The organism is Marinomonas sp. CT5, from assembly GCF_018336975.1.
GTDB lineage: Bacteria > Pseudomonadota > Gammaproteobacteria > Pseudomonadales > Marinomonadaceae > Marinomonas.
In genome coordinates this window covers 816,572-833,073 of the sequence record NZ_CP025572.1, presented here as the reverse complement: position 1 = coordinate 833,073, position 16,502 = coordinate 816,572, and the positions used below count along the sequence as shown (strand labels likewise).

General features: G+C 45.1%; 17 protein-coding genes. 3 read left to right on the top strand and 14 right to left on the bottom strand.

Annotated features, from left to right (window positions below; all coding sequences use genetic code 11):
• Positions 1-262 (top strand): integrase core domain-containing protein (locus tag C0J08_RS03995; RefSeq protein ID WP_212652994.1); only part of this gene is annotated, 262 nt, incomplete at its 5' end.
• A 50-nt stretch (positions 263-312) separates the two neighbouring features.
• Here the strand turns inward: C0J08_RS03995 and efp are convergent.
• The gene (gene efp, locus C0J08_RS03990; protein WP_212654831.1) at positions 313-888 is read right to left on the bottom strand and encodes an elongation factor P; all 576 of its coding nucleotides are present in this window, start codon (positions 886-888) and stop codon (positions 313-315) included.
• Positions 889-1,101: 213 nt separating this feature from the next.
• Between efp and epmB the strand changes: the two genes are divergently transcribed.
• Entirely contained in the window at positions 1,102-2,151 is a 1,050-nt protein-coding gene (epmB, locus tag C0J08_RS03985; RefSeq protein ID WP_212654830.1) for an EF-P beta-lysylation protein EpmB, read from the top strand.
• A gap of 60 nt (positions 2,152-2,211) precedes the next feature.
• Here epmB and C0J08_RS03980 read toward each other — a convergent pair whose 3' ends face one another.
• From C0J08_RS03980 to C0J08_RS03940, 9 genes are all read right to left on the bottom strand, one after another.
• A complete protein-coding gene (locus C0J08_RS03980) occupies positions 2,212-3,162 on the bottom strand; it encodes an SMP-30/gluconolactonase/LRE family protein (RefSeq protein WP_212654829.1) in 951 nt (316 codons plus the stop codon).
• A 4-nt stretch (positions 3,163-3,166) separates the two neighbouring features.
• Positions 3,167-4,459: a TRAP transporter large permease gene (locus C0J08_RS03975; protein WP_212654828.1), complete on the bottom strand. Its 1,293-nt coding sequence runs from the start codon at positions 4,457-4,459 to the stop codon at positions 3,167-3,169.
• Positions 4,459-4,980: a TRAP transporter small permease gene (locus C0J08_RS03970; protein ID WP_212654827.1), complete on the bottom strand. Its 522-nt coding sequence runs from the start codon at positions 4,978-4,980 to the stop codon at positions 4,459-4,461. The genes C0J08_RS03975 and C0J08_RS03970 overlap by 1 nt, the downstream gene beginning before the upstream one ends.
• Before the next feature lie 2 nt (positions 4,981-4,982).
• Positions 4,983-5,954 carry a TRAP transporter substrate-binding protein DctP gene (gene dctP, locus C0J08_RS03965; RefSeq protein ID WP_212654826.1) on the bottom strand — a complete coding sequence of 324 codons (972 nt, stop codon included), beginning with the start codon at positions 5,952-5,954 and terminating at the stop codon, positions 4,983-4,985.
• A 120-nt stretch (positions 5,955-6,074) separates the two neighbouring features.
• Entirely contained in the window at positions 6,075-7,577 is a 1,503-nt protein-coding gene (locus tag C0J08_RS03960; protein ID WP_212654825.1) for a tripartite tricarboxylate transporter permease, read from the bottom strand.
• A 12-nt stretch (positions 7,578-7,589) separates the two neighbouring features.
• Positions 7,590-8,048, bottom strand: coding sequence for a tripartite tricarboxylate transporter TctB family protein (locus tag C0J08_RS03955; RefSeq protein WP_249344631.1), 459 nt, complete (start codon positions 8,046-8,048; stop codon positions 7,590-7,592).
• Between the two features lie 60 nt (positions 8,049-8,108).
• The gene (locus tag C0J08_RS03950; RefSeq protein ID WP_212654823.1) at positions 8,109-9,062 is read right to left on the bottom strand and encodes a Bug family tripartite tricarboxylate transporter substrate binding protein; all 954 of its coding nucleotides are present in this window, start codon (positions 9,060-9,062) and stop codon (positions 8,109-8,111) included.
• 130 nt (positions 9,063-9,192) lie between these two features.
• The gene (locus C0J08_RS03945) at positions 9,193-9,870 is read right to left on the bottom strand and encodes an RraA family protein (protein ID WP_212654822.1); all 678 of its coding nucleotides are present in this window, start codon (positions 9,868-9,870) and stop codon (positions 9,193-9,195) included.
• 2 nt (positions 9,871-9,872) lie between these two features.
• Entirely contained in the window at positions 9,873-10,886 is a 1,014-nt protein-coding gene (locus C0J08_RS03940) for a hydroxyacid dehydrogenase (RefSeq protein ID WP_212654821.1), read from the bottom strand.
• 151 nt (positions 10,887-11,037) lie between these two features.
• Here C0J08_RS03940 and C0J08_RS03935 point away from each other — a divergent pair, with 151 nt between their 5' ends.
• Positions 11,038-11,937 (top strand): LysR family transcriptional regulator, encoded by a 900-nt coding sequence (locus C0J08_RS03935; RefSeq protein WP_212654820.1) that lies wholly within the window; start codon positions 11,038-11,040, stop codon positions 11,935-11,937.
• A 65-nt stretch (positions 11,938-12,002) separates the two neighbouring features.
• Here the strand turns inward: C0J08_RS03935 and C0J08_RS03930 are convergent, their stop codons facing one another.
• From C0J08_RS03930 to C0J08_RS03915, 4 genes are all read right to left on the bottom strand, one after another.
• Positions 12,003-12,968 (bottom strand): Bug family tripartite tricarboxylate transporter substrate binding protein, encoded by a 966-nt coding sequence (locus tag C0J08_RS03930; RefSeq protein ID WP_212654819.1) that lies wholly within the window; start codon positions 12,966-12,968, stop codon positions 12,003-12,005.
• Between the two features lie 104 nt (positions 12,969-13,072).
• Positions 13,073-14,170, bottom strand: coding sequence for an amidohydrolase family protein (locus C0J08_RS03925; RefSeq protein WP_212654818.1), 1,098 nt, complete (start codon positions 14,168-14,170; stop codon positions 13,073-13,075).
• 35 nt (positions 14,171-14,205) lie between these two features.
• The gene (locus tag C0J08_RS03920; RefSeq protein ID WP_212654817.1) at positions 14,206-15,003 is read right to left on the bottom strand and encodes an amidohydrolase family protein; all 798 of its coding nucleotides are present in this window, start codon (positions 15,001-15,003) and stop codon (positions 14,206-14,208) included.
• Entirely contained in the window at positions 14,996-16,495 is a 1,500-nt protein-coding gene (locus C0J08_RS03915; protein WP_212654816.1) for a tripartite tricarboxylate transporter permease, read from the bottom strand. The genes C0J08_RS03920 and C0J08_RS03915 overlap by 8 nt, the downstream gene beginning before the upstream one ends.
• Positions 16,496-16,502 lie beyond the last annotated feature (7 nt).

Below are 16,502 nucleotides of genomic sequence, written 5' to 3'. Positions count from 1 at the left end.
TCAAAAAGAATTACAACGCAATAAAATAAAGCCGTCGATGACAGATGGCTATGACTGCTACCAAAATGCGTTAGCAGAAAGGGTGAATGGCATATTGAAGCAAGAATTTTTGATTGGAAGATGCAGAACTTTTAAAGAATTAGAAAGGCATATTAGTGAGTCTATTGATATCTATAATAGGTATCGACCTCACTTAAGTCTTAATATGAAAACACCAGAAGAAGTGCATGAAAAAGCCAGTATGGAATCCATACTGGCTTAACAAAAAATCGTCAACTTATTTTAGGACGACACATTGCACTAAACTAGGAATTACTTACCTGTAGCGCGAGAAACGTATTCGCCAGTACGTGTATCGACACGTAAAACTTCACCAATGTTGATGAACAATGGCACACGAACCATAGCGCCAGTCACCAAGTACGCAGGCTTAGAGCCGCCGTTAGCCGTATCGCCTTTTACACCTGGATCCGTGTCTTTTACTTCAAGCTCAATGAAGTTCGGTGCAGCAACCGCCAGAGGTGCTCCATTGTATAAAGTAACAACGTATCTTTCTTGCTCTTTTAGCCACTTAACCGTTTCACCTACCGCTGTTTCATCTGCCGCGTGTTGCTCAAAAGAACCATCAACAGCCATGAAATGCCAGAACTCGCCATCGGTGTACAAGTACTCCATATCGGTGTCCATTACATCGGCAGATTCCAACGTATCACCAGATTTAAACGTACGCTCCCAAACTCGGCCAGTACGTAAGTTACGCAATTTCAAACGGTTAAAAGCTTGGCCTTTACCTGGTTTAACGTGTTCATTGTCGATAATCGCACATGGATCACCATCAACCATTACTTTCGCGCCGCTGCGCATATCGCTGGTAGAAATATTAGCCATACATCCTCACAGTGTATTTTTTAGAGAAAAGGCTCTGACTGGCGTATCATGTCAGTCCCAAGATCTCTGCAAACTTCTTTTTAGGGTATTTAATAAGGTTAAATAAGCCAAAAAAGAGCGTTTGCAAAGATCTCTGAGAGCCACAGGCCAATTAGGCCAAAATAAGTTGGCGCAATCATAACCTAAAACAACACAATTTTGCAGATATTTGACGTGATCCCTATTCAAACAAAGAACAATTTAAGCTGGTCCCAACACCTGTCACAGGCCCTCACCTCCCTGCCGGAATTAATTGAGCATTTAGGTCTACCAAAAGACCTTGCTCAACAAGGCATAGAAGCGCACCAGAACTTCAAATTATTGGTACCTCGCCCTTATTTGTCGCGTATTGAATACGGTAATGCTCGTGACCCGCTCCTATTGCAGGTATTGCCCAGTCTTGCTGAAATGCAAAAAGTGGCGGGGTATACAAAAGACCCTCTCGAAGAAGCCGATCACAACCCACAAAAAGCCATAGTGCATAAGTACAAACGCCGCTTACTGGTTATTACAACAGGCACTTGCGCAGTAAATTGCCGCTACTGCTTCCGCCGTCATTTTCCATATGGCGATAATCAATTAGCGCAAGCTGAGTGGAACTCGGTAATCGACTATTTAAAAGATCACCCCAAAATTAACGAAGTCATCATAAGTGGTGGCGACCCATTAATGATGAAAGACGCGCTACTTGCTGACAAAGTTCGTAAACTCGAAGCCTTGCCACAAATTAAACGGCTGCGGATTCATTCGCGCCTCCCCGTGGTGATTCCAAACCGTGTTTGCAAAGCCATGCTAGAGTGGGTTAAGGCCAGCCGCCTCGATATCGTCATGGTGTGGCATATTAACCACGCCAATGAAATGGATGAAGAACTGGCTAATGCTGCGTATAAATTAAAAAGCGCTGGCGTCACCTTGCTCAATCAAGGGGTACTATTAAAAGGGGTCAACGATTCAGTAGAGGCTCAGGTCAACTTGAGCGAAGCGGTCTTTTCTGCGGGTATCCTGCCTTACTACATGTTCACCCTAGACCCAGTGGAAGGCGCAGCACACTTTGATATTGCCATCGAAGAAGCTCAAGAGCTAATGGGAAAAGTTGCGGCTGAGTTGCCGGGGTATTTGGTGCCAAGACTGGCCAAAGAGATCCCAGGAAAACCGGGGAAAACCGTGTTTGCACCGACATTTAATCTTTCAGATGAAAACCAAACATCATCTACGGATGGCTAAACTACATGAGCGGGCAATTTGACGGTTATTTACCCGTACAAATTGCACCACTCATCATGATTAACTGCCCATATAACCTGAATACATAGGGTGTCCTGAAATATTCAGCTCTTCTGGAAACTCCACTTTCAAGATAGTTCCTGTATCTGATTCAGTAATAAACAAAGTTCGTAAATCTTTGCCACCAAAAGCACAGTTAGTCGTCCCCAAACCTTTCGGAGATCGAACAATGGCAATTGGCCGCCCTAAATTATCATGAACCCAAACCAAGCCCATGCCAGTTTGACAAACAACGACACCATTTTGAGCCGTGAGTGCCAAGCCATCAGGCCCCGCACGACCGCCATTAAACTGCAAAAACAAGCCGGCTTTGTTAACGCGACCACTCTCAGATAATGGTAATCGCCATACAGCATTCGCTCGTGTTACCGCCAAATACAAAACATGACTGTTTACATCTAATACCAGGCCATTTGGACTAGGGGCCGTATCAATTAGGCAAGTCAATTCACCTGTCTCAGGCTGCCAACGGTAGACTCGACCAGTGGGATCATGCAATCCCGTCTGACCTTGATCCGTAAAATACAGGGAACCATCAGGGCCAAAGTGCAAATCATTGCAGCCTTTAAAACCTTCAGAATCACAGTCCTTCAAGACCGCTTTAACTTCCCCTGTCTTCGGGTCCAGTTGCATGATGCCATTCTGAAAATCAGCGATGAAAATTCGCCCATCTTGATGAATTTTTAAGCCGTTAGGCTGACCATCGTATTCCGCGATTTGCGACACATTTCCTGCTGGATCCGCTCGCATAATGCGACCAAATGGAATATCAACAAAGTATAAATTGCCATCTCGATCAAATGATGGACCTTCAATGAAACTATCAACCGTCGCGCCACGCTTATTTCGAGTCGCCCAATAAGAAGTCTCATTGGGACGACGTAAAGATTCAGGCAACTCAGTAAAAACGTCTGCATCAAATACAGTGGGTTCTGGAAGAGGATACGTCATGATATCAACCTGTTGTTAATGAGGGTAAATACAAAGCGATCTCAGGAAATGCCATCAATAGGAAAAGAAAGGCCACAATCACAATGAAAAATGGCAGCGTCCCTAAGACAACATCTTCTACTTTAACCTTGTCAGAAGAGCTAGCAACCACAAATAGGATCACACCCAATGGTGGCGTGAGCTGACCCAACTCCACCAAAATAACGACAAACACTCCGAACCAAATAAGGTTAATATCCAATGCCATCAAAGCAGGAAAAATCACAGGGACAATAATCGCGATCATCCCTAAACCTTCCATAAAACAGCCCAAGATAGCGAAAATCACCATCACAATAATGAGAAACGCAATGCGTGAAACATCAGCATCTTGTAAGTAGTTCACCAAGGTTTCACCTGCTCCAGACAAGGCCGTTGCGTAAGCAAAAATCATCGAAGTGAAAACAATAAACAGGATATTACCGCTCATTTTGATCGTACGGGATAACGCATTCTGCAGCAGAGCAAGGTTCAAACGTTTGTATATACCTGCGATTAACATGGCACCTAAAACGCCCACAGCCCCAGCTTCCGTTGGTGTGGCAATACCGCCATAAATACTGCCCAAAACAATAAAGATCAGCATCAAGAACGGCAGTACATCCAGAGCGGCGGTGTAAAGTTCTTTAAAGGTTAACTTGCTTTTATCAGCAGGTGCCAAGCTTGGATTCATGATGCATCGAATCATAATCAAGCCCATGTAAAACACAGCCAACAAAATCCCCGGCAATAAGCCAGCGGAAAATAGTTGCGCGATCGATGTTTCAGTAAAGGTTGAATAGATGATCATGGTGATCGAAGGCGGAATCAAAATCCCTAAGGTTCCCCCGGCCGCCAATGATCCAGAAACCAAGCGGACGTTATAACCACGTGAAGACAGTTCTGGTAACGCGACTGTCGACATCGCCGCCGCCGTTGGCGCACTGCCTCCTGATATAGCGGCAAATATACCGCTACCAGCAATATTGGTATGCAACAAACCACCAGGTAAGCGACGCACAAATGGCGATACGCCGTTATAAAGTCGAGAACTTAACCCTGACCCTAATAAGATTTCCGCCATTAAAATAAATAACGGAATAGCAGCAAGGGTAAAGCTATTCGCAGAGCCCCAACTTACTATGCCTAAAGCTTTCCAGCCAGCAAAGCCCTTAATTGCCCATAGGTATGCGAGTCCAGCACTGGCAACAGCAAACTGCACCCACATCCCACCAATAATAAGTCCTACAAGAAGACCAAATATTAAAATGCCTTCCATTAGTTATGGCCTTCTTTCATGCGTAACAGAATAAGGAGATGCTCCAGTAGGAACACCCCAATGACAGTAAAACCTAAAGGTAAAAGCATTTGTGGTATCCATAAAGGTGTACGCAATACAGTTGGCGCGAACTTCCCACGGCCAAACGAGCTTTCGACTAAACCAAAGGTTTTCCAAGCCAAGACAACACAAATAACAATGGCAACAAGTGTAAATAGCGTACCAAGCAACCTTTTTAACTTAAGCGGTAAAACATCAAACACCACTTGTACTTGGAACAAAGAATTTGCTCGCACAGCCATTGCCGCACCAAATAAAGTGAGCGCAACCACTAAATACCCAGTCACCTCTTCAACAAAACCAAGTGAGTAACCAAATACCGATCGCAAAAAGACTTCTAATGACACAAGAGTGACCAACGCACACAGTATCACGGAAGAAAGCACGCCAATGCTTTTACCCAAAATATTAAAAAGAGGTGCAGCGGGCGCTACACCTTTCAAAGGTTGCTCGGAATGCATAATTACTTACCAATCGCTTTTAGGACCAATGCCAATGCTTCTTCGTATTGAGGGCCATTGTCTTTTGCCCACTCAGACCAGTATGGACGAAGTAAATCATTGGCCTTTTTAGCATCGCCGTCAGCAGGCATCGCGATGGTCATCCCTTTCGATTTCTGAAAAGCCATTTGTGCTTTTTCATCTTCAATGAATTCAGCTGAAATTTTCTCGCCTTCTTCAGAAACAATGGCACGAAGTGTTGCTTGGTCTTTCTTATCTAAATCTTCAAAAGAATCCATGTTCGCGATGATCATGGAGTTACCGTAGTTCACCGCAAAACGGTAATTATTTGGCAAAAATTCATGCCACTTCTTAGCACCACCAGCACTGGCCGTTAACACGCCATCAATCACGCCACGTTCAAGCGCAGTGGGTACTTCACTACCAGATAGCGTGATAGGCAAACCACCAAAAGCTTCAACAAAATGACCTTGTTCAGGGGATGTTACGCGGATCTTATGACCTCTGATGTCACTCAGTTGATTAACCGGAAAAGTGGTAAAAAAGACCTGTTGTGGATAACGATACCCGCCTAGCAACACAACATCTTGCTGTGCAAAAGCGTCTTCAAGCATTGGCTGCATCGCCGCGTAGGCTTTTTTCCACTCTTGGTTGTTATTAATTAACATTGGTAAATTCAGTACGCGTGCAATCGGTACGTTACCAGAAAAGAAAAAGTCAGCAGCAAAATCAACAATACCATCGCCTACCGCTTGAGTAATATCAGAGGATTTAATTTGCAGGGTTTTACCAAGGTGGATTTTGATTTTTAAATCCCCATCGGTTTCAGCAGCAACACGCTCACTAATGCGGTTCATCCCTTTCACCGCCGCCGTTGTTGATACAGAAGAATAGGTGTAACCAGTCCAATTGGTCGCATGAGCTGCAACTGAACAAGCCATAATGGCACTAGCAACAAGCATTTTTAAAGTCATATAAGTCTCCGTAGCATTTCAGTTTATTTATTATTGTTAACAAAACTAGGGAAGGTTCTTGAGTACTTACTAAAGCAGGGGCCGCTTCATTAAAAAGCAGCCCCTTGCCTAACTAAATGATCATTCCCCTTTAGATTGACGATTTTTGGTAAGACGACGCTTGATCATTGGGCCAATGACAACAGCAATCGTCATCGCCACCAACACTAGGCTCGTTGTATTGGCAAACAAAGCAGACCACTGCCCCTGACCAATCAACAGCGTTAAGCGTAGATTTTCTTCAGCAAAGCCACCTAAGATCAAACCCAATACCACAGGAGGTAATGGAAATTTAAACTTATCCATGACATAGCCAATTAAGCCAAATCCCAACATTAGGTAAACATCGAACATGCGTTCGTTAATCGAATACACACCGATAAACATCAACACTATGATGATGGCCCCTAATACTGGACGAGGAAGCTTTAATAGATGAGAGAAGCTATTTGTTGCTAAGGAACCACCAAGGAAAATCAACAAAATAGCACCGAACAAGAACTGCCACATAAAGCCGAAAACAATGTCCGGATTATCGCGGAATAACATTGGCCCAGGCTGTAAACCGTGCACCAACAGACCACCGAGCATAACGGCGGCGACTGCTGTACCAGGAATACCTAGTGTCAAAGCAGGAATAAGAGCAGATGCCGTATCAGCATTGTTGGCGGTTTCAGAGGCTGCGACCCCTTCAGGTTCACCTTGACCCCACTCGCTTGGGTTATTACTGGCACGACGCGCTTCATTGTATGACATGAACGCCGCCATTGAACCACCGGCACCTGGCAAAATACCAATCCATACACCGATTAGAGATGAGCGTAACCAGGTTTTCCAGAAACGAAACATCTTAGGTAAGCTGCGTAGTAACGATTCCGTTTTAAGCGCTTTGCCCGCTTCTTTGGTATCTAGTGGTTGCTCAAGCAAATCGATTACTGGTGGCATAGCGTAAAGGCCAACCAACAAAATAACCATGTTGATACCATCCAGTAACTCCAGTTGTCCAAACGTAAAACGGTCTTCACTGGTAATAGGGTCTGCACCAACCATGGAGACAAAAATCCCAAAGCACGCACTAATCAAACCTTTTATTGGGCTTTCACCTAGCAAAAAGATAATACTGCACAAACCAAATACAGCGATCCAAAAGACTTCTGATGGGCCAAATAGTAGCGTGACTTTTGCCAATGGTGGCGCAAGTAACATCAAAGCCAACGCACTAGCAATACCGCCAATTGCAGAAGAAACCACCGCAATTTGCAATGCGAAACCGCCACGACCTTGCTGAGCCATAGGGTAACCATCAAAGCTGGTTGCTACCGCCGCAGGAGTGCCAGGTATACGTAACAAGACGGCTGGGATTGCACCACCATACATGGCCCCATTATAAATACCGGCCATCAAGCCCAACGCCACTAATGGGTCTAGACCAAATGTAAAAGGCACCAAAACAGAGATAGCCATGGTCGCACTAAGACCAGGCATAGCACCCACTGCGATACCGGATAAAACCCCGATCACAATGGCAAAAAAGTTATCTAACGTGAGTACGCTCGGAAGAGCTGAAATAAGATCCATATACATAATCTGTCACCTCTACCAAATAGAACCCATCGGGAAATCTTTAGCCATCGCCATACCAAAGATCAAATAAATACCTGCAACCACAATAACATCCGCTGCCACTAGCACTTTTAGGCTTCGACAACCAAAAAGATACGCCGCTAGCGGCACAAAAATAGCCGTAGTCAGATAAAACCCGAAAAAATCAACACTGGTGACAAATACAAAAACGGACAACAACGCGCCAAATACACGTCCTGGCGATTGCAGAGCCGGTTTATGTGGCTCGGTATTAGTTCGAGCCTTTCTAATGTCAGTCACAACTAAAATGACAGACAACACCATTAAAGCGATCAGCATAGCAACGGGTAACAACGAAGCATTACCTGTCAACTTCAATGCTGGAATGAGGAACGCAGCTGATGCAATAAAAATGCAGAATGCAATTACTATCATCGGCCGCAACAATGGTTTTGTATTGTTATTATTCATCACAAGCCACTACCTATTAGGTAAATAATTGTGCGGAGGTAATCCTCCGCACGGTATACGTTATTTCCAAGGTGTGGTTTCCCACACTTGTTTCGCTAATTTATACAGTTCACCATTTAGCTTTTTAAAATCAGGGCCGATAGACGCTTCGACTGGATTAGCCGTCGCCCTCATTTTAGCTAACATTTCAGGATCACTCGCTGCTTGAGAAAACGCCTCAAGTAGTTTTAGCTCCACATCTTTTGGCAAACCTGCTGGTGCAACAAAACCACGCAATGCACCGTTATAAAAATCTACACCTTGCTCTTTAAAGGTTTTGACATCCGGAGCAAACTCAGAACGCTTCGCTTTCGCCACACCAATGACATTAAGCTCATCTTTAAAAGCCGCCACTTCTGAAATATTCAAAACACCGGCAGCAACGTGTCCACCTAGGATGGCAGTACGTGCAGCGGAAGAGCCTTTAAAAGGAATGATAGTGAATTGGGTATCGGTAAGATTTTGAAATTTGGTTAGACCAAGGTGATCATCACCGCCAAGGCTAGACATACCAACAGTAATAGAGCGAGGGGCTTTCTTAGCTGCTTCAATCAATTGTTGAACACTAGTGATGCCGGACTTCTTAGATGTCACGATCACGTTTGGATCACTAACGATATTGGCAAGAAAGGTGAAACTGTCCGCTGTATACTTAGCTTTTCGATCCAATGTACGTGCCATCATACCAGGAAGGTTGTACGTACCAATGGTGTAACCATCAGGATCAGAATGAGCCACTTCAGTAATACCTATTTGACCACTGGCACCAGGCATGTTTTTCACTACAATGCTTGCATCATTACCTAGGTACTTTTCAACATAAGGTGCAACATTACGCGCCATAACGTCTGTGCCACCACCTGCTGAGAACCCAACAATTAAAGTAATCGGTTTTTCTGGGTACTCAGCTAATGCAGCACCCGATGCGAATAATAAGGCACTCATAAGCGCAACTTTCTTTTTATAATTGAACATGCGTCTTCTCCGGAGATTTTAGGTTTAGTCGAGGGGCAATCCCCCTTTCTGTTGTTTAAGTCTTTCCTAAGACTTAAACACGCCAATAGCTAGCCACTTAACATTAAATGGCTAGCTAAAAACTTGCTGCTTATTCTGGGAATTTGCAGCCTTTTTCTTTAAGAGCAACATCAACCCAGCTACGGTCATTCGTTCTGGCGTTGATTGCGGCCATTTGTTTTACTTCTTTGTCTTGTTTTTCCATTGTGCTGGCGAGAATAGCTTCAGCGTGATCTAGTGGCACAGCTAAAACACCATCACAATCACCAATCACGATATCGCCTGGGTTAATGACCATGCCATCAATACTGATCGGTACATTGATTTCACCAGGGCCATCTTTATATGGACCACGGTGCGTTACACCTGCTGCAAATGTCGGCAGATTCGTTTCTACGAAAGCATCCAAGTCACGGATAGCACCGTTAAGAACAAAGCCTGCAACACCACGATTAATAGCGTGAGCCAACATAAGTTCACCCATCAAGGCGTTGCTTAAATCACCACCAGCATCAACCACAATCACATCACCTGGCTCCGCCATATCAATGGCTTTATGCAGCATCAAGTTATCACCTGGACGAGATTTCACTGTGATGGCAGAACCAATCATCGCGCCAGATGCGTGCATTGGACGAAGTGTCGGGCCCGCAGCAAAAACACGGTTCATTGAGTCAGAAACATTCGCTACAGGAAGTCCCGTAAAGGCTTTAATCATTTCTTCTGAGGCTTTGCGCTCACGTTTCAATATTTGAAAACCAATAGACATTTTTATTCTCCTTGCTGCACAAACTGTGCTGAATCTGCTAACAATTTGCGGTTAATAATGCGATGTGCTGGTAGGCGGTCACCTTCGGCAATCGCCACGACACCAGCGACGGCATCTTCACTGACTCGAGTACTGCCTTCCGTTGTGACACCACCAATATGAGGGGTCACAACAATGGCGTCTTCTTTTAGGAATGGGTGATCCGCTGTTGGTGGCTCTACTGCGAAAGTATCAAGCCCTGCACCAGCAAGATGACCGGATTGAATTGCGGCAACTAAAGCGGCCTCATCGATCAAACCACCACGAGCCGTATTGACGATGTAACTGCCCTTTGGCATACGAGCAATATTCTCGGCATTAATAATCTCGCGAGTTTGCTCAGTTAGTGGGCAATGTAGACTTAGCACATTGCTTTTCTCTAGCAAGGCTTCAATGGTGTCACAGCGAGTCACGCCATATTCAGCAAACACAGCATCATTAGCATAAGGGTCATAACCAAATAAATTCAGTCCGAAGCCTTTCGCCATCTTCGCGGTAGCTTGAGCGATTGCCCCCATACCAAAAAGACCCATATTTTTATTCGCCAGTTCAACACCAGAGAACCCAGGTTTTTCCCAACGTCCTGCTCGAAGACTATTATCTAGAGGCAACACTCGCTTCACTGTAGAAAGCATCAACGCAATAGAGTGCTCTGCCACAGATACCGCATTTGCCCCCGTCGCAACCACAACCGGAATGTTACGTTGCGCCGCGGCTTCGATATCGATGTTATCCACACCAACACCGTGCTTAGCAATAACTTTTAAATGAGGAAGACCCGCATCAAGGGTATCGGCATCCAAGCGACCCATACGGGAAATAATACCGACTGCTTGCGTTTCACGGAGCAAACTGGCAATCACATCGCTGTCTGCGTAAGGAGGAGTATGAATAGGGGTATAACCCTTTTCTTCTAAAAATTTGGTTGCACTAGGCGCCAAGCTAGGGCCTGTAACAAGGATATTTTTTGTTGTCATATTGTTTTTATCATCGTTTAGAAAAACTGTTATTAAAAAACGTCTTAACATTTAGTAAAAACGCTTAAAACCTAATGCAAATAGACTACAAAAAAGATTTAATTTAATATATCGAATAATATTTTACCTTTACTAAAGGTTTTCTTTATATATGAACACTAGGCATTTAAAAACTTTGCTCGCTATCCAAAAGTACGGCACTTTTTCTCAAGCTGCAGAAAGAGTAAATCTGACAGCCGCGGCAGTTGGTCAGCAAGTAGTTTCATTAGAACAAGAACTTAGAACCGAGTTATTTGATCGAAGCACTCGACCACCTACTTTCACACCACAAGGTTTAGAAGTGGTTGAAATGGCAAGCAAGATCATTCGATTGGAAGAAGATACGAAGTCGTCACTTCGAGGGGATCTAATCTCTGGCACCTTAATGATTGGTTCAGTGCGTTCAAGCGCGGTGAATGTGGTACCGGGAGCCATGGTCAAAATGCGTTCAAAATACCCTGATTTAAAAACAAACCTGCGTATCGGTCTTTCTTCACAACTGGTTTCAGATGTGGCTTCAGGTCATTTGGATGCCGCCATCATTGCGGAACATATTAGTATTCCTCAGCATTTGAATTGGCAGCCATTTTTAGACGAACCACTTTGGGTGGTTTTGCCAGAGGATATGAAAGTGCTACCACTGAAAGACATGCTCAACGAATCCCCCTTTATTCGCTTCAAAAGTGCGGTGCCCTTGGCCAATGTGATTGATACAGAGCTTTCCGCTTTGGGAGTCATTACCAATGACGTCGCTGAAGTAGACACTATTAATGCACTCATTACTTGCGTGCGTAGTGGCTTGGGCATAAGTGTCGTGCCGCATATGTTTCTTCAAGAACCGGAAATGGCCAGCCTGAAGAAAATTGAATTTGGTTCCCCACAGATTTCACGAAAAATAGGCATTGTGGAACGCATCACCAACCCTCGAAAAGTCATTATCGAAGAGTTACATAATCATTTGGCCGAACAGTGCGGCTTACATGGCATCCCACGAGCCAATGCAGCATCTTAAAGAAGAATGAAAGTATAAAACGAGGGTCAAGATTGCCCTCCCCCTCGTTTAGTTTTCACAACAATTTACTTCCAAGGCGTTTCTTGCCAGATTTTTTTAGCGATTGCGTTCTGCTCTTCCGCCAACGCTTCATAGGCAACACCGCTAGTATATTGAACTGGCGTGCCACGCTTTTTCATATCTGCTAGAAATTCAGGGTCTGTTGACAGCTTATCTAACGATGCTCTTAATTTTTTAAGAGTCGCATCTGGTAGACCGGCAGGAGCAACCAAGCCACGATAAGAGCCCATAACAACATTGTAGCCTACCTCTTTGCCCGTTGGGATATTTGGCGCTTGAGGCAAGCGTTTATCAGACAGAACAGCTAACACGCGTAACTCATCATCGAAACCGACCGTTTGACTAAAAGCCATAGTGCCCATATTGACGTGCCCACCCAAAATGGAAGTACGCGCCATAGCAGCACCTTTGAACGGAATATGCGTTAACTTAATATTGGCCGCTTTCGCAAACTGAATGGCTGAAAAGTGATCATTACCACCCAGTGCCGCCAACCCCACTGTCATCGCCCCATGCTTATCCTGAGCAACCTGAATTAATTGCTCAACAGAAGTGATACCTGACTTTTTGCTCACCACCAAGGTATTAGGATCAGAGACAAAATTCGCCAACCACGTAAAGCTTTCTGCATTGTAGTCTGCCTTACGGTCATAGGTTAGAGCTAATGCCGCTGGCAGGTTCATCGTCCCCAGGGTATAACCATCTGCATCGGCAGTCGCCACTTTTGTAAAACCAATTTGTCCGCCAGCACCTGGGTGATTTTTCACCACCACCGCGGCGTCTTTTCCAAGATAGTCTTCCAAATGCGTTGCAATCGTTCTAGCCATGACATCGGTTCCGCCACCAGCAGAATAGCCCACCACCACATCGATCGTTTTATCTGGGTATTCGCTTGCAAAGCTTAATGATGCAGACAGTGACGTCGCCAACACCAAAGCAGAAATCACGGAAGTCGGTTTCATTTTTTTCATGTTTCACCTTTTAGATTTATTTTATGTGAATAACCAAGCAGCGAATGACATCATTTACTGCCCATTTTTTACGGTATTACCTTGTAGCAGAACTCTTTTTAAAATCACTCTTTCCTATCAATTTGATACAGACAACTTGCGGTTGCCTGAAACACTTGGTTGCGTGCTTGAACACTCCAGTGCTCAGCGACTCGACAAAAGGCGTTCCACAACACGCCATAGGAATAACTCCCCTTATCGACAGGAAAATTACTCTCGAACATACAACGCTCATGACCAAACAGCTCAATACAAGTGTTGATATAAGGAGCGATACAACTAGCCAGCTCTATAGAAGAAGGCGGACGCGATTTTAAATGGAATTCAAACCCCATTATCGGCATACCGAACCCACCCAATTTAATAAACACATTAGGGCAATCCGCCAATTCAGTAAGCGCAGCTCGCCAATCAGCAAAATGCCGATCGCGATCAAACTGATAAGATCCAAGACCTAATGGACCACCCGCATGGTTAATAACAATGCGTAACTCAGGTTGGGCTTGGGCCAGCCTCGCCACTTCCGTCAATTGGGTTTGATATACCCACAAATCCAATAACAAGTCTCGCTGTACTAACTGCTCTGCCCCAGCGATGAACGCCTTTGTGAGCATAAGCCCTTCAGGCACTGGCACAGGGTTGGAACGAATAACGGGGTCAGGGTGGGAGGCAACAGGCGTTCGCACGCCTTTAAACAAATGCCCTCCGGCTTCTTGCATGGCATCGAGTACAGGCGCGACTTCTCGCCCTAATAACAAATCCGCACCACCGACAATGGCCGCTGCCACTTCTGTTTTGCCGTAATAACCACTACGAGCTTGCGCAGCTATGCCACGGACAAACTCCACTTCTCCAACTGGCCTCATCTTCTCTGGCCCATCTTGGCGATACATAGAGCGACATTGCACAAAGACAGAAGCCACCACATTGCGGCCACTAAAGCCGATGTCATCCACGTATTCTTCCAATAAATACCGAAAGCCAGAGCGATCCCATAGATGATGATGCGCATCGACAATCGCTAATTCAGGAAATAATGGCGCCTCTTCCACTTGTGACAACCATTCCTTATTAGGGTTAGGGTTTGGCGAATTAACCAACATGCGTTGCTGCCAAGCTTCCAGCACTTTGTCTTGATGAGTTGAATTAGAAGAATGAGACATTCGATTCCTTTAAACGCAACCGCGCTTTGTGCTATCTAAAATCGATAAAGCGTGGCTGGGTTGCGACTGAAACAGGCAATAAACTGTTCAGTCGTCAGCACATCTTTATAAAAATTCAGCATATCAGTCGTTTTGGGTAAAGGTTCCGCCGTCATCACATGAGGCCAGTCACTGCCCCACAGACAACGCTCCGTATACTGACCCGCTAAAGTCTGAACGATGGAGGTTAAATCTTGGTAGCGACCAACTTGCTGGCTCACCCGAGTCGGCGCCAGCTTGATCCATACTCGCCCCGTGTCAAGCAAACGACATAGCTGAGTGCGTTGCTCTAGGTTAAGTGGATCGCAATGTCCAAAATGATCGAGTACGACCGATTGGCCAGCAGGAAGCCTATCCAAAAGCGATCTCAGGCGTTCGTAGCGAGCCGGTTCAGTATTAATCTCCACATGCCAATCCACTTCAGCGCCTTTCGCTGCAAGCTCTGGCAAGCGATCTAGATCATTAATACCAAGCCGCGTCCTATCTTGAATCCTCAGTGCCCGCACTCCAGCACGGGCAAGTGTTTCAAGATCGCCACTTTGCTCATCAATCATAGCGACTCCACGTAACGACAATTGATCGTGATGCAACAGCGTCTCTAGCAACCTAGAATTGTCCGTTCCATCAATAGATGCTTGTATCACCACAGCTCGACCCATGTCTTTTGTAGTTGCTTCTACAATGAAATCGGACAGATCTTTAGCAGGCGCGACATATTTAGAAGATTGGATTACCTCATCATGGCTAAAAACATGCATGTGGCTATCACATAGGATGAAATCAGAATCAGGCATCAGACGATCCTTTTTGACGCTTATTTTTTAACACTGAAATCACCACACTGATCAATATACTGGCCGCTGTTAAACCAAATATTGATAAAGCAATGTTTGAGTGCCAAAAGATATCCAAACTGCCATTGCTGGTCAGCAATGCCTGACGCACACTCTGTTCGAGAGGTGTGCCAAGAATTAACCCAATAAGCAGCGGAGGTAATGGAAAACCACCTCGACGCAAAAGGAACCCAACAAAACCAGCTCCCAGCATGACCCAAACATCCACCAGGCTATTGTTTACGGAGAAGGCACCTAATAATGCCAAAATAGTAATAGTTGGAAACAAATGACGCGGCTGAATACGTATGACATGAACAGCCACTTTAAACAGTAACAAACCAAAAATAATTGTTGGAATCGATGACAAGATCAGGGCTTCAAAGATGGCATACACTTCAAGTCCATAATCACGGAATAAAAAAGGCCCCGGTGCTAACCCTTGCAACATAAAGGCACCAAGAATAACCGCCGTCACGGCATCGCCCGGAATACCCAAAGCTAATGTTGGTATCAGCGCTCCACCCGTTACCGCATTATTGGCCGCCTCTGGAGCCGCAATACCTTCATCCGCTCCATTACCAAATTTTTTCGGCTGTTTTGAACGAGCTCGCGCTAAGCTATAGCTCATAAACGCAGGGACAGTTGAACCAATACCAGGCAAAATACCTACAAAAGTACCAATCAAAGATGACCAAAGCAGCGTCGCACGCATGCGCCACATATCAATAAAGCGCACCTTGCTTGGCAAGATTTCCGGTATATCCATCTCCCCTTGATTTTCACTACGACGTTCAAATAACTTCAGAAACACTTCAGACATAGCAAACAGCCCAACCAATACAGGAATTAGCTGCAAACCATTCTCCATCGCAAAACTTTCAAAGGTAAAACGGGGTGTACCTTCTATAGGGTCTAACCCTACAATGCCAGCAAACACGCCTAATAACACCATCAAAGCCGCATCTAAACGAACCCCACCACCGAACAAGACAATAACAAGAAGGGCAAAAAACATCAGCGCAGCCATTTCAGCTGGGCCAAAGTTCAACGCCATGGAGGCAAGTGGTTCCGCCAGTACAATCAAAACGAGACAACTGAATATATTGCCCGCTACACTGGCATACAGCGCAATACGTAAAGCACGTCCGCCCTCTCCTCTTTTCGCCATGGCATGGCCGTCAATGGCCGTCGCAGCAGAAGAAGGCGTACCAGGTACATTTAATAAAATGGCAGAGATTGAACCACCGAAAATAGCACCTTGATACACACCAAGTAACAAGGTAATCGCTGGTATGGGCGGCATAGTAAAAGTAACTGGAATCAAGAGAGCAATGGCCATAGTCGGCCCAAGCCCTGGAATCGCGCCAATAATAATACCCGTTACGATCCCAACAACAGCGGCAACCAATACCCAGATATCCATTAATGCATTCAAAGCATCAAGTAACATGTTAATA